Source organism: Chitinophaga niabensis, assembly GCF_039545795.1.
GTDB classification, from domain to species: domain Bacteria; phylum Bacteroidota; class Bacteroidia; order Chitinophagales; family Chitinophagaceae; genus Chitinophaga; species Chitinophaga niabensis_B.
Window position 1 is genome coordinate 3,191,301 of record NZ_CP154260.1, and the last position, 13,560, is coordinate 3,204,860.

At 45.6% G+C, this 13,560-nt stretch carries 12 protein-coding genes; 7 read left to right on the top strand and 5 right to left on the bottom strand.

All coding sequences use genetic code 11. From position 1 onward, the window contains the following. Positions 1 to 2: 2 nt before the first annotated feature. Positions 3 to 638, bottom strand: coding sequence for a hypothetical protein (locus AAHN97_RS12395; protein WP_343307945.1), 636 nt, complete (start codon positions 636 to 638; stop codon positions 3 to 5). Positions 639 to 855: 217 nt separating this feature from the next. Here AAHN97_RS12395 and AAHN97_RS12400 point away from each other — a divergent pair, with 217 nt between their 5' ends. The 3 genes from AAHN97_RS12400 to AAHN97_RS12410 are packed head-to-tail and all read left to right on the top strand — an operon-like array spanning position 856 to position 3,501. Further along, positions 856 to 2,553, top strand: a complete 1,698-nt coding sequence (locus AAHN97_RS12400; RefSeq protein ID WP_343307946.1) for a hypothetical protein — start codon at positions 856 to 858, stop codon at positions 2,551 to 2,553. A gap of 9 nt (positions 2,554 to 2,562) precedes the next feature. Continuing rightward, the gene (locus tag AAHN97_RS12405; protein ID WP_343307947.1) at positions 2,563 to 3,276 is read left to right on the top strand and encodes a hypothetical protein; all 714 of its coding nucleotides are present in this window, start codon (positions 2,563 to 2,565) and stop codon (positions 3,274 to 3,276) included. A 3-nt stretch (positions 3,277 to 3,279) separates the two neighbouring features. Next, positions 3,280 to 3,501 (top strand): hypothetical protein, encoded by a 222-nt coding sequence (locus AAHN97_RS12410; RefSeq protein WP_343307948.1) that lies wholly within the window; start codon positions 3,280 to 3,282, stop codon positions 3,499 to 3,501. Between the two features lie 100 nt (positions 3,502 to 3,601). Here AAHN97_RS12410 and AAHN97_RS12415 read toward each other — a convergent pair whose 3' ends face one another. From AAHN97_RS12415 to AAHN97_RS12430, 4 genes are all read right to left on the bottom strand, one after another. Then, positions 3,602 to 4,279, bottom strand: coding sequence for a hypothetical protein (locus AAHN97_RS12415; protein WP_343307949.1), 678 nt, complete (start codon positions 4,277 to 4,279; stop codon positions 3,602 to 3,604). A gap of 128 nt (positions 4,280 to 4,407) precedes the next feature. Beyond that, a complete protein-coding gene (locus AAHN97_RS12420) occupies positions 4,408 to 6,180 on the bottom strand; it encodes a carboxypeptidase-like regulatory domain-containing protein (RefSeq protein WP_343307950.1) in 1,773 nt (590 codons plus the stop codon). Positions 6,181 to 6,221: 41 nt separating this feature from the next. Continuing rightward, positions 6,222 to 8,147: a beta-L-arabinofuranosidase domain-containing protein gene (locus AAHN97_RS12425; protein WP_343307951.1), complete on the bottom strand. Its 1,926-nt coding sequence runs from the start codon at positions 8,145 to 8,147 to the stop codon at positions 6,222 to 6,224. A gap of 73 nt (positions 8,148 to 8,220) precedes the next feature. Continuing rightward, the gene (locus tag AAHN97_RS12430; RefSeq protein ID WP_343307952.1) at positions 8,221 to 8,979 is read right to left on the bottom strand and encodes a sialate O-acetylesterase; all 759 of its coding nucleotides are present in this window, start codon (positions 8,977 to 8,979) and stop codon (positions 8,221 to 8,223) included. Positions 8,980 to 9,027: 48 nt separating this feature from the next. On the opposite strand from AAHN97_RS12430, the gene AAHN97_RS12435 reads away from it, so the two are divergent. The 4 genes from AAHN97_RS12435 to AAHN97_RS12450 all read left to right on the top strand — a co-directional run bounded on the left by AAHN97_RS12435 (position 9,028) and on the right by AAHN97_RS12450 (position 13,548). After that, a complete protein-coding gene (locus AAHN97_RS12435) occupies positions 9,028 to 10,596 on the top strand; it encodes a serine hydrolase domain-containing protein (protein ID WP_343307953.1) in 1,569 nt (522 codons plus the stop codon). A gap of 170 nt (positions 10,597 to 10,766) precedes the next feature. Then, on the top strand, positions 10,767 to 11,594 hold the full coding sequence (locus tag AAHN97_RS12440) for an NEW3 domain-containing protein (RefSeq protein ID WP_343307954.1): 828 nt from the start codon (positions 10,767 to 10,769) through the stop codon (positions 11,592 to 11,594). Between the two features lie 6 nt (positions 11,595 to 11,600). Further along, positions 11,601 to 12,599, top strand: a complete 999-nt coding sequence (locus AAHN97_RS12445) for an ABC transporter ATP-binding protein (protein ID WP_343307956.1) — start codon at positions 11,601 to 11,603, stop codon at positions 12,597 to 12,599. Beyond that, positions 12,541 to 13,548, top strand: coding sequence for an ABC transporter permease (locus tag AAHN97_RS12450; RefSeq protein ID WP_343307957.1), 1,008 nt, complete (start codon positions 12,541 to 12,543; stop codon positions 13,546 to 13,548). The genes AAHN97_RS12445 and AAHN97_RS12450 overlap by 59 nt, the downstream gene beginning before the upstream one ends. Positions 13,549 to 13,560 lie beyond the last annotated feature (12 nt).

A 13,560-nucleotide genomic window follows, 5' to 3' on the forward strand; every position in this document is an offset into this window, starting at 1 on the left:
TATCAGGGTTTAAGGCCTCCGAGGTTGTATACTTCTTCATCAGGAGGAAGATCGGCAAGTATTGTGCTGGTACCTGTTTTATAAGGAACAACAAACGCGGTGATCCTGTTTAATCTCGGCCTTTGTTGTGATGCATCATCGGGAACATACTCCCTGATAAATGCGGCATCGTAGATCCCGAATTCGACCCTGAAATCCACATCCTCCCTGGAGCCGGCAGTTGAAAGCACCTTATAGATCCAATCACCGAATTTCCAGCCGCGGAAATTTACACTTTGCGTCATGATCCTTTTAGTAACGGTCACTCTTATACCCGGAGCCACATCCGTGTCATCGAATCCCTGTTGCAGCATTTCCGCTCTATACTTCTGAATACAAGGTTGCGCAAATCCATACTTCACAATTTCTCCATCATTGGGGTCTGCTGAATTAAAAGCTTCCTGAAAAAATTCGAGCTGGCTGGCAGCAAAGCCGTGCGTATTTAGACGAGAACTATCCACCTGGGATTGGCGTACATCTGGTTGGGGGCGTTGACTATCTGCCTGGGGTTGGTTTGATTCCGTGTTTTTGCCTGAATTATCACAGGCAGCCAGCAGTGCTAAAGACAGAACAGGGATAAGTAATTTACTTTTCTTCATTGTTATAACTGTTTGAGGTTAGAGAATGAACGCAAGTTAGTTCACTTCACAAATCAAAAACACGGGAAGATCCCCGGTGAATCCCCCAAAAACACCCCCTTTATAAACGGGTCTTTCCCCCTTGTTTCACTGTTGGTAACCGGTGTAGTTTTGCTGTATAATCAATCAAGGTCCAGGGTAAACTCCAAATATTATTTCACCTATACATATTCAAGTTATGCATAAAAAATTCATTTTCATTATCCCCTTCCTGTTTCTTTTCCTGGCTGTATCCGCGCAGGAGGTCACGGAGCCGCTGGTAATAGATGTTGCCGCCGGGAAATATCCCCGCAGCCTGCCTTTTGACCGGCCATTCCAGATCAGGTATACTCCTGAAAAGAAGATCGCTATAAAATACGTGGGCCTTTTCCAGGTAGGCAGAGATGGCTGCTTCCAAAGAATGGGATCTTTAAAATGTATCAAGGCGAAAATACGGAACGACAAAACTTTAAAAACAAAAAAAGACCGCGACTCTGCATTGAAAAAAGAGCTGGATGTGATACCCAGCGAAACACTCTATTACGATATGCAGGACACATCTACCAAAGGCGTTAAATTTGATATGCCCGCCCTGAAACCCAACAAAAGATATACGCTTGTCTTTATGTCTTTCAAAAGAATAGAAGGTATACAGGCAATTGTTGACACCATGCGTGTTGATACCATGAAGGCCAGAATAATGTACGAGCAGCTCCAACGTGATAATACCTATCATCTCTCTCTTAATAAAAACGCCGGTTGCGGTAAATGTGAGAAGGATTTTACGATCGACTCGTTTCATGTATTCGAACCTTTTTACTATAAGCAACTGAAGACGCTTGAAGATTCGATCAAAAAGGTGGAAGGTTTATTAAAAGGGCTGTTATCCTCCAAACCAGTACCGGGAAAGATCAGTATCGATCCTGTAAAGATAGATACCGGCCTTATCCGGGCCATTGTAAATCATTCCCAGCAATGCCCTGCATGCAAGGATTCCATCTGGCAACAGGAATGGTCTGTTACAGGTAAGATCGATGCATTAACGCCTTTGCTAAGATTAACGGCGCTAAGTAAAGATACCGGCATAACATTCGGGTATCATGATATTTATACCATTCCCCTTGTGCCAAATACCAATGTCAATTATGCAACCCGCTTAAAGAACCTTTCTACTACCATCACAGGGCTGGAGAAGTTATTGATACTAATGGATTACTTCCATGCCAGGCATGCTTACCACGAAAGGAGATATGCAGGATTAAGAGATGAGATACAGGATGCCATTGATACTTTAAAAAAGAATGCGGCCATTTTTGCGGAATTGGCGAAAACAGAAACAGGGTATAAAGACAGTATTGCGAAAATAAAACACCTGAGCGACAGCCTGCAACAATATTCAGAAATATTCTTTAGCCCCTCATCCAGTTTTCACTCAGACAGCTATACCTATAATTTTGAAACCCGTGCAGATTTTCTCCTCAAGCCTGATTTTGGCTTCATGTATTACGGAAGCCTTAATAAGCGCTCCTCTTTCAATGGCTTCGCCGCGTATCTGGGTTTTCATATCAACTTCAGGCCACTGGATACTAATATCCCTTTTGGAGCCATCGGGAATGAAGGGGTACTGGGGCATCTTTCATTTAACGGAGGCGCCCTGATAGGCTCCTTTGCAGAAGCGGGCAAACGGGATGGGCTTATTGGCAATACGGCCATCTTCACCGGTCTTGGATGGGCATTTACGGATTGGTTAAGACTAACATCCGGTGCATTATGGTATAGGAAAGAAGAAGTAAACCCATTGAAATCGAGAAAAACAACAGCGGCAGTACCGTATATAAGCCTTTCGATCGATTTCAGGTTAAAGGGTATTTATGAAAGCTTTGCAGGTATCTTCTAAAAACAGTATATGAAAATATTACCTCAACTCCTCGTATGCCTTTTCCTGGCAGGCTGTGAAACAGACCAGGACAAATACTTAAAAGAAAATGAACAGCATTTGTTGAAGATCTCTGCCAGCAAAACGCAGATAGAGGCAGATGGCGTCAGCACACTGAACGTTACGGCAATTATACCGGACTATTCCATCAGTAAAGGTATCCTGTTTACAACCAGCCACGGAAAGTTTGCTGACAGTGCTAAACAAGCAACACTGGATGCTGCTTTAAAAGAGGATACCATGCGTGTAACGGCAGTACTTGTATCCTCCCTGGAAGTTACGCCGGAAGTGAAGGTCGCGGCTTCTATCAAAGGTCTGGAGAAACAGGTCCTGGTGGCCTTTACGCAGGCATTTCCGGAAGCTGTGAACCTGGAATCTGCCATAGCCAGTATACCGGCCAATTTTGGAAGTGAAGCACCGTTACAGGCTTTTCTGTTGAGGCAGCAGGGCACACCCAGCCTGCATCAGATTGTAACATTCAATGCCATAAAGGAGAACGGCGGACAGCTGGGAGAATTCAGGGCCATCGATCCGGGAGGAAGTAATGACAAGGGGATTGTAAACGCCATTTTTGTACTGAAGGACACTACTTATACCGGTCCCCTGCGGATCATTGCAACAGCCTACGCCAGATCTGGCGTAGTTACAGATACCTTAAAGATTTTTATCACCAAAAAACAATAATGTATGTCAAACTCAGAAAAATTTAAAGCCGCTTTTAACACGATTATGGAAGAATTCCATGCTGAATTAAAAAATGAAGAGATCAGTTCGGTAGAGTTCGTGCTGGACCCGAGCAGACAAATTCACGGTGAAGAGCATCCCGGGCCCGAGGGAACAAAACTCATCTTAAGCGGCATTTGCCGTTGGAATCCCGCACGGAGAAGGATTGAATGTGGCCGCCCCTAAGTTCATCGCTGGCCTTTTTATCTCTTGTTCCTCAAATAAAAATCCCCCGGGTTTTAAGCCGGGGGATGTTTTTTCCCATTTGCAATACAGCATCCGATTATTATCTGTTAGGTATAGTAGCGAGGATCGCGTTTAAAGTGGCACGGTCGAGGCCATCATGATCTGTAACTAACCACACCAGGTCCTGTACATCTGAATTTACATCCATGTAATCTCCATATTCAGGGTATTCACTTTCTTCCAGTTTCTTGTTCTTCAGCAGATTGATCAGTTCCCTCATCAGTGTGCTGTTAGAAACGGGGCCGAGGGTATAGATAGCGCTTTCCCTGCTCGCATGTTTGGTTGCATTGATACAATACGAATCAATGCTTACACGCGTAAGCTTGTTTGCTTTCAGCGTAATACGCGTTTCCTGGATAACAATACCATGCTGATATTCCTGAGCATTGGTAGCAAGGATGACAAGGCCGGCCGGGATAACGAGGGTGACATCTTCCTGTTTGCTGTTGAAGAGTGCCACACAAACCTCTACGAGGCTGCCGCTACCTACCTGGTACACGGTATCGCAATCATCCCCTTTAATGGTTCCTACCACGGAAATACCAGTTGGCAATACGAACTGTTCTCCGTTGGGGGTTCCGGTGTTTTCTCCCATTCCGGGGATCTTACCTGCCTGTTCGGCGGGTTTGTTATCACCACTACCTTTCTTACAGGCGTTCATCGAAAAGGCCATGCATAGGGCCATTGTTAACAACACAAAGGATTGTTTCATTTTCATATAGTTTGGTTTCCGAAGCCAAAAATAATGCCCTATGGGTTGATTTTGAAGGGGAAATGCAAAAATACCGGAATGACGGTAGGAAGTATCTACTGGTTTTTGGGGATTTTTTTCCTGACTGAATGATCCTACATTAATCTTCTCACCCTGAAACGGATAGTTACGGGTACTATTTTATTCTGCTGTGCACGATTTTCCATATTTATGGTAAAATTACCGGCAATATATTGCCCCGCAACGCCATATTCTGCTATATACCAGTTCCCTCCAGTAAGAATACCTTTGAGATCTGTATCCGGGCCAGTGTATACTTTTACTTCTTTAAGCTGGTGGCCATAGCCTGCCCGGGAAGGGCCCCAATAGGTTATAGACACATTTTGGAAAAAAGAGCCGTCCTGCTTCATTGTATAAACATGAGTTCCGGTATCCTGGCCGCTGGCATAGAGATTCCTTGTTCCAAAAGAACCATACTCCGGAGGGGTAAAACTAAATGTCTTACCATCTATCACCACATCAAAATACGTTTCACCGGTAAACCCGCAGGCCTGTACAGTGGGGATATTATATTCTCCGCCGGGTGCTATCTTCTGATAATAGGGCGTGGTGCTTTCCTGTTTGTTTAAAGTATCCACGCCTATCACTGCAATAGTTGCTTCAGTACCCTGGCATATGAGAATCCTGGCCATATATTGTCCCTGCTCATCTAACGGCATCCGGGAATGCCCGTTCTTTTGCTGTATCAGCGCATATCCCTTCCTTAAAGGTGTGCCATCGCAGGTAGTTACCTTACCACGAATTATAGCATACCTGGTAGTGAGCGCATCCACCGTTAGCAGGTTCAGATCCTTATCCTCCGCCATTGGGGGAACTGTAAAATTCTTTAATTCATTCATGCAGGTACTATACAGGCGCACGCGCAGTTCTTTATTTCTTGGAACTGCTGTATTAATACGGCCGGAAGAATCTGTGTATAAATAGATGTAGGAAGAGTCGTTTCCTGTTTCTGAGATCCTCATTCTATGAAATGAAAAAGGCTTGTCTTCTGTGTTCTTAAATTGCATGCTGAGGTTGATCATCTCTTCCGGCATGTCTGCACTCCAGAAAGAAAAATGACTTACGGTGCCTGTGTAAACATCTCCCTGTTTGGTGGCAGTGCCTTCTTCTTTCCATATGCCCTTCTCTTCATCAAAATACCATAAGGGAATGGAGGCAGGAGCTGTGGGAGCCATGCTGGCAGGGATCGCTATTTTAATAACGGCGGTTTTTCCATTGGCGAGCTGCAACTTCTCCCCTCCTGTGCCTTCCAGTTCTATAGCCAGCATACCGTAAGGACGCAATGCTTTCTTTTTGCCTGACCTATCGTACCCATAGTTGCCGCCGGGTCTTTTGGAAGTGTTTTTCAATGTTGCCGGATCTATGTAGCTGGCAAAAATGCTGATCTCACCCTGGTAAGGCGTTTTTTGTGTTTTATTGATCATACCGTTGTCCGGTAACTGAATGGTGTTCCTTGTTTCGAAAGTTACCAGGCCTGGCGAGGCGGAGGGTACAGCGGTTATTTTATTTTTACGGATGAGCTGGATCTCTGTGAAACCTGTATTACCTGTTTGGGGAGTGAATGTTTTTCCGGTTTTGAAATATCCTGTTACTTCTGCATACACAAATGCATTCGTTTTATCCAGGTTCACCTTATCAAAGCGGAATTCTCCCTCTTTATTGGTAATAGTGGAAGCATCCAGCGTTTTTACGGTGATATTATCTACGAGTCTGCCGGATTCATCCAATACCCTGCCTTGTATCGAGGCGGTTACCATTTCTGGTTTAGGTTCCGGTTGAGCGTCTTTCTTCTTTCCGCAGGAAAATAGCAGTAAGGTGCAAAGGGAAATGCTTATCGTACGTATCATGATAGGTAGAGGGTGCTTTGAAGCAGCAAATCTAAGCATTTTTACCGTTTGTTCAGCACCGGGAACTGTGAAATCCTGAGGTTCGTACAGCCGTAAGGGATAAGAATGATCTCTTCTTCTTCCTTTGCAGTCTCCATCCTGTACGTTTTACTGAAAGGCAGTGGGCCTGCCATTTCGTTGTATAATTGCCAGGAAGGGATGCGCCTGGCTTTGGTTTTTATGCTTATCGGCGCGTTCTCCAGGTTCCAGGGATATTTGCTGACAGCGCTGCTTTGCGATACTTTGTAATGATCTTCCGTGAGGCCGTAATTCCAGGGGGTGGTGGGGCGTACTTCGTAGAATTCCTCACCACCATATGAGCCCGGAGGATTAGGATATTTCACCAACTTCATTTCCTCTCCTATTTTTAACCCATAAGTAAGCGGGCCACGTTCTATGGAAATGGAATTCTCCTGCCAGGTGTTTTTATAAATGTGCATGGGTAAATTAAGTTCTACCACATCACCGGATTTCCATTCGCGTTCGATCTTCACTACCTGGTTGCCTTCTGATTGTTTCCATGTCTGGCCGTTGATTTTAATAGTGGCGTTCTTACACCATGCAGGTATGCGAAGGTGAAAAGGGAAACCTGATTTTTTTACTGAAGTGATGGTAAATTTGATATCCTCGCTGAAAGGGTAATTTGTTTCTTCTTTAATAGTAACGTCTTTGGTTTTCACTTCACTGGGAGAATATACGAGTGCGGCCAACCCTCCATCCGCGGTTGCATACCAGAGGTTCTGTGTGAATTTTGGCCAGCCCTGATGCATATTGGCTGTGCAGCAGGGATAACCTGTGAGCAGGCCGTAACATACGTCGGTACCATCATGATTCGTGTCGAAGTTGCGCATTTTGTTGGTGGCCATTACCTGGTTAGCCTGCTGGAAGTACTGGCGGTACAGGAAATCATCTGTGGCCTGTGCGGGTAATGCATTGAAGGCTATCTTTTCCAGGTGATCTGCATAGCTTACCTGGCCGGTAATTTCGAGGATGCTTTCCAGTGAGAACATCATCTCTACCGCGGAACAAAACTCAGAGCCCTGTGTGGGGTTATTGCCGTGGAGGGCTTCATCTCCCCCGTATAATCCATGGGCCAGGCCATTGAATTTACGAATGTCTGCGAAACCGGTTTTTACAGCATCGAGGTATTTTTGTTCTTTATGGCGTTGGTAATAAATGATGGGTTCCTTGATGCCTTGTGCAAGGTTCACGCAGTGAATGCTTCCTTCGGTAGCCAGCATATTCCTTTCGAGGAATGCGGTGGTATAATCGAAGGTTTGTTTGTGAATGAGTTCGCCGAGTTCCAGCAAGAAAGCATCTTTTGTGATATCGTAGAGCCAGTAGACAACCATGAGGTTATCGCCACCGCGGTACCTTGCCCAGAAGGTCCATTTGTCCAAAGGATTGTTGGGGAGTTCTTTTAGCTGGTAGCGGAAATAGTTGGTCATCAGTTTGATGACCCTTTGATCCTGCGTAGCGGAGTAGTATTGTTTGAGTACCTTCAGCATCACCATTTTGGGCCACCAGTCGCGGCTGTTATCTCTTTGTATGCCAGGCTCCGGACCATAATCTTTTGAGGGGCCGAAGTAACCATCTGCCTGTTGGCTGTTGATCGTCCATTCTATCCATGGTTTGGTTTTGGCGATGAGTTCTTTATCATCTAAAATATAAGCGAGCGGTAATAAGCCATCAATCCAGTAAGGGCCACGTTCCCATTGGTCGCCATCACCTCCCAGCCATCCGTTGCGGTTGTTCATCACTAAGGGATAGAGCTTGTCCAGGTTGCCGGTGGAGCCGGTTTTCTGACGTACCAGCATTTCTTTCAGCCAGCCATCTGCTTTGATGGCGCCGAGTGGAAGTTCTTTGTAAGGGTTCTGGGCGCTTGTTTGCAAAGTGCATACAAGGAAGAGTATGAATAATATTCTCATGCGGGTTAAATTAACAGGATAAATGATAAAGAGATAGTCATTTTGAATCATTATCTCATTCATTCGTATCAAATTAGAGTTGCTTCATTTTCTCGGCATACCTCTTTCCGAATATACGTTGTGAGGCTGCGTCTATATGCAGGTTGTCTGCATTGGGTGTGAGCCCTTTCCCCGATACCACCCCATAAAACCGTAATTTTTTGCCAGCTTCATATAATTGGGTATTTATTGCTGCTGCGCGTTTATTGAACTCCGGTAATTCGCCTGCAATAAAAGGTAATTTAGGCAGGTTGAATTCCTTTCTGAACCTGATCACCAGGCTTTCCAGCTTACCGGCGTAAAGTTTCGCTTTTTCGGGAGCGGAATCTGATTCGCCCTGATGCCAGAGGATACCTTTCAGTGTACCTTCTTTCATGGCGAGTTCTGTTCTCATAACGGCGTTATCCCAGGGATAGGATTTTGTTTGTTCCCAGTATTGATTATAGAGCCAGTTATCTATTCCGGAACCGCCTGCGGCACAGGGGATCAGGCCTATGACGATGTTCGGGTCCTGCTTCAGCATTTCGCGGGCAAAGGTTAACCCGGGGCCTACGCCGGCCGCGCTTTTATCAAAGTGAACGGGGTCTTTGGCGATCACCCAGTTGCCTTCTTTGTTCAAACTCAGTATGCGTGGGTTGCCAATGGTATCCTGCGGTTCTACGATCCCTCTTCCTGCCATGTTGGACTGGCCGGCAAGGAGATAGAGGTGGAAGTTTTGTTTTTTGGTTTGAGCCTGCGTGGCTGTTGCTAAGAACAGCAGAACAGCGATGAAATAGGACAGCTTTTTTTGCATGATAACTTTATCAGGTATTTTCGCTCCTAAATTAATGTATATTCATCTATGAATTTTCAGCTATTTGTACCGATATTGATAGCTTCAATCATATGCGGCAGCCGTGTTAGTGCTCAATATAAAGAAGAATTCAAATCCCAGGCGGATATTTTACAATTACCAGGGTTTTCACTGGCAGTAGTAAAGGATGGAAAGGTGATCTACCGTCAGATGGAAGGGTATGCAGACATAGAGAAGCAGATCCCTATGGGAGAAGAGCAACTGTTCCAGATAGCTTCTGTTACCAAAACATTTACTGCAGCGCTGGTGATGCAGTATGAGCAGGAAGGCAAGGCATCACTGGAAGATTATGTTCTTAATTACCGCTTCATTAATACCTACTTTGGCTGGCCTTATAATATCGACCCCAATTCACGGCTCAGGCATTTTCTATCACATACTTCTGAGGGAAACACTGCGGGTTCTACATTCGTTTATAACGGGCGGCGCTTTAATTTTATATACGGACTTTTTGAAAAAGCAGGCGCTCATGCCCCTTTCTCTGAAGCTTACGACTACGAGTTGCAGCAGCGGATATTTACACCGCTTAATATGATGCATACGCTGGCAGGATTCCCCGAAAAGAAAGATGATCCGGCATTTGCCCGGATAGCCAAACCTTACCTGTACGACAGATCAAAGCAGGCATTTGTGGAAGATACTTTCAATTACAGGTGGAAAAAGGCTTACCCGGCTACAGGCATCCTTTCCACCATCGATGACCTGGTTAAATACACCAATGCATATGATAACGGTCAGCTTATTTCAGCTGCCAGTTATCGTAAAATCACCACACCCGGCATTTTAAACGATGGCACCCGGATCCCCTATGGCATAGGTTGGTTCACCGAAGAAATAAAAGGAGAAAAGATCCATTGGCATTATGGCCATGCGGATGCTTATGCGGCGTTATTCATAAGAGTACCTGCAAAGAAACTCACGTTCATTTTTCTTTCCAACTCCAATGCCCCATCTGAAGCCCTGCGCCTGGCTTCCGGTCATATATGGCAATCTCCTTTTGCCATGACCTTTCTGAAATATTTTGCCGGATTAAAAATGGAGGAAGAAACCGCTATAGGCAATGCGCTGTTTTTAAGATATGCAGAGCATACTTATGGAACACATAAAAACGAAGCGTCCCGGATGATGGCTTCATTATTTAAAAAACATCCCGGCCGGTTTGACCAGTATGATCCTTCCCTGATATACCTATTGACAGACCTGGGCGAAGAAAGTTTTGCTGCGCCTTTGCAACATCTTATTAAGGCTTATCTGAAAGATGGCCATCTCAATCCTGTGGTGCTCACCGATCTGGCTGTTTATTATAAAAAGAAGGGGGACGCAGAAAATGCCCTGTTATATTACAAAATGCTGGCCGACAGCAAAGGTTTTGAGGATTGGACCCAAACACTTGCTGCTTGCAAAGCCACGGGCAGGTTTTTATTTGCCAAAGGCAAAGTAGAAGAAGGCAGAATGTATTTCTGGCGGGCTATCAATATCCTCAAGCTGATGAACGAAGGAGATGAGGTGATCAATTCTGTTATTGCAGAGATGAATAACCTAACCACCGGTCAGTGATTGGCTCTCAGCCCCCATGGCCCCTATACTGAGAATTTTTTAAGGAAATTTTAAGCCCGGAAATGAATTTTTTGTTTTAGAATTTCATAATTCTTTTTAAATTCGTCGCCGTTTAGGAAAGGTAAATAGCTATTATTTCAATAAAAGAATAATCATTATTTATTAATCTTATGTTAGCACGTAAAGTAAAGTACCAGTGGCCAATCAAGGCACTTTTTCTATTCTGCGTTTTATTCAGTTCAAAGGGGATCGCACAACAGACCAGCTCCCCGTTTACAGCAAGACTGATCAACCTTGAAGCAGCAGCCAACACCACGTTCACCTACAATGCCAGGCTTACCAATTCAGCCAAAGTTCCGCGGATCTATCAGCTCTTTGCCAATGTACCTCCGGGATGGAACATTGCTTACAAAACAGAAGGTTACCAGGTAACTTCCATCAACGTGGATTCAGGCAAAACGCAGGACATCAACATAGAGATCAATCCTGCCCTGGAAACCAAACCCGGCAAGTACAACATCACGGTAACCGCATTAACAGGCACAGATTCGCTCAAACTAAACCTGGAAGCCGTAGTGAAGGGTACTTATAATGTTACCCTCTCCACCCCTTCCGGAAGGCTCAGCGATGATATCACAGAAGGCAGCCGCCGGGAAATTCAGCTGGTGGTAAAGAACACTGGTACCATTGCGCTGGACAACCTGGAACTCTCTGCACAGGCGCCTCCCCAATGGGAAGCCAGCTTTTCACCGGCTACCATTAAACAGCTGGAACCTAATAAAGAATCCACGGTTACCGTTACATTGAAGGTACCTAACAAAACTATCGCCGGTGATTACGTGACCACTTTCACCGCTAAGAATACCAACGCCACATCGAATGCCGCTTTCCGCATGACGGTTAAAACTTCTATCCTCACGGGATGGCTGGGCATATTGATCATACTCGCGGCACTGGGCGCTGTTTATTACCTTATCCGTAAATATGGCAGGAGATAGTACATTATGGAACAACCAATCATCGAGATCATTGGGCTGACCAAATACTATGGCTCCCTGAAGGCCGTGGACAATCTTCACCTGTCTATCAGCAAAGGTGAGATCTTCGGGTTGCTGGGCCCTAACGGGGCCGGTAAATCCACCACCATACTCATGTTGCTTGGTTTAACAGAACCTTCCTCGGGTATGGCGCAGATCTGCGGGATCAATGCATCACGCAATCCCATTCCTGTTAAACGAAAAGTGGGCTATATGCCGGATAACGTGGGTTTTTATAACGAACTCACGGCACTGGAAAACCTCAGCTATATAGGACGGCTGAACGGCATAACTGCAGCAGAAGACCGTGCCCGTGAAATGCTTGCGGAGGTTGGGCTGGAAAATGCCATGCATAAGAAAACCGGCACCTTTTCCCGGGGCATGAAACAACGCCTTGGATTAGCGGATGTGCTGATCAAACAACCGGAAGTGATCATCCTGGATGAACCTACGCTTGGGATTGATCCTACAGGGGTGCGGGATTTCCTGGCACTCATTCAGCAACTGAGTGAGCAGCGGGGATTAACCATACTCCTCTCCTCTCATCATCTGCACCAGGTGCAGCAGGTATGTAATCGTGTAGGCATCTTCGTGGGCGGGCAATTACTGGCAGAAGGGAATGTAAACAAACTGGCGGCAGACCTGTTTAAAGCAGCTCCTTATGTAGTGCAGATCACCGGTTCCGGTACAGTACCGGAAAGCGAGCTCCTGCAAATGCCCGGCATTGAAAAGGTAACGGCAACAGATGGAACAGTGGAGATATCCGGGCAAAAGGATATTACGCCGGACATCGTACGGTTATTTGTGGGAAAGGGTTTTGACGTTAGCAGTGTGCAGAAGAAAAGTTATGGCCTGGATGAGATCTATCAACAATATTTCGAAAATAATATAAAGGAAAACGTTTCTAATGAAAAGTCAAGCGGCCTTTTTCAACGGTCTTTTTTCGGCAAGTTCAAAAAGCGTTAGTCCCTCGCCGTTCTCCGTAATGGTGAGAAAGGAAGTGGCAGACCAGGTGCGCAGTTGGCGTTTTATCATCCTGGGAGGATTGATCCTGCTCACCTTCTTTGCGTCCATGTATGTGTCTATGATCAATATCAGCAAAGCCGTTTCAAATTATGATGATCCGGACAGGCTCTTCTTATACCTGAAATTGCTGACCACATCGGATGGCGCGCTTCCGCCTTTCCATGTATTCATCGGATTTCTGGGGCCATTGCTGGGGATCAGTCTTGGTTTTGATGCCATCAATTCCGAACAGTCTAACGGTACACTGATCAGGCTCATGGCGCAACCTGTTTACCGGGATGCGGTGCTCAACGCCAAATTTGTGGCATCGCTGATCGTGATCAGCACGCTCTTCCTTTCCCTCAACCTGCTGATGATAGGCGGCGGACTGTATATTACCGGCGTAAGCATTGAGCCATCTGAATTTATACGGATCCTTGGCTTTGTATTACTAAGCATCATTTACGTAGCGTTCTGGCTGAACCTCTCCATACTTTTATCCGTTAAGTTCAAACAGGCAGCTACCTCTGCGCTTACAGCCATTGCTATCTGGCTGTTCTTTACGGTGTTCTACCAGATCATCCTGAATATTGCGATCAAGGCATTTCTGCCTGATCCCAATCAGCTCACGCAGGACCAGGTGATATCTTATAACGGCATCATCTTAACCTTCCTGCGTTTAGTGCCCAGCCAGCTCTATTCGGATGCTACCACTACATTGCTGATGCCTTCCGTACGCAGCCTGGGGCCTTTAACCATGGAACAGATGGCAGGCGCCATTCCTTCTCCCTTATCTGTTCGTGAAAGCCTGTTGGTGGTATGGCCACAGGTGAGCGGGCTGATTGCTGCAACGGTGGTGTGTTTTGCGCTTTCTTATTTTCTCTTTATGCGGAGGGAGATAAGAACGTAAGGATGATCCCTT

Coding starts and splice junctions, on each gene's coding strand:
- AAHN97_RS12395 (WP_343307945.1), bottom strand. CDS start 638: ATGAAGAAAAGTAAATTACTTATCCCTGTTCTGTCTTTAGCACTGCTG.
- AAHN97_RS12400 (WP_343307946.1), top strand. CDS start 856: ATGCATAAAAAATTCATTTTCATTATCCCCTTCCTGTTTCTTTTCCTG.
- AAHN97_RS12405 (WP_343307947.1), top strand. CDS start 2,563: ATGAAAATATTACCTCAACTCCTCGTATGCCTTTTCCTGGCAGGCTGT.
- AAHN97_RS12410 (WP_343307948.1), top strand. CDS start 3,280: ATGTCAAACTCAGAAAAATTTAAAGCCGCTTTTAACACGATTATGGAA.
- AAHN97_RS12415 (WP_343307949.1), bottom strand. CDS start 4,279: ATGAAAATGAAACAATCCTTTGTGTTGTTAACAATGGCCCTATGCATG.
- AAHN97_RS12420 (WP_343307950.1), bottom strand. CDS start 6,180: ATGATACGTACGATAAGCATTTCCCTTTGCACCTTACTGCTATTTTCC.
- AAHN97_RS12425 (WP_343307951.1), bottom strand. CDS start 8,147: ATGAGAATATTATTCATACTCTTCCTTGTATGCACTTTGCAAACAAGC.
- AAHN97_RS12430 (WP_343307952.1), bottom strand. CDS start 8,979: ATGCAAAAAAAGCTGTCCTATTTCATCGCTGTTCTGCTGTTCTTAGCA.
- AAHN97_RS12435 (WP_343307953.1), top strand. CDS start 9,028: ATGAATTTTCAGCTATTTGTACCGATATTGATAGCTTCAATCATATGC.
- AAHN97_RS12440 (WP_343307954.1), top strand. CDS start 10,767: ATGTTAGCACGTAAAGTAAAGTACCAGTGGCCAATCAAGGCACTTTTT.
- AAHN97_RS12445 (WP_343307956.1), top strand. CDS start 11,601: ATGGAACAACCAATCATCGAGATCATTGGGCTGACCAAATACTATGGC.
- AAHN97_RS12450 (WP_343307957.1), top strand. CDS start 12,541: ATGAAAAGTCAAGCGGCCTTTTTCAACGGTCTTTTTTCGGCAAGTTCA.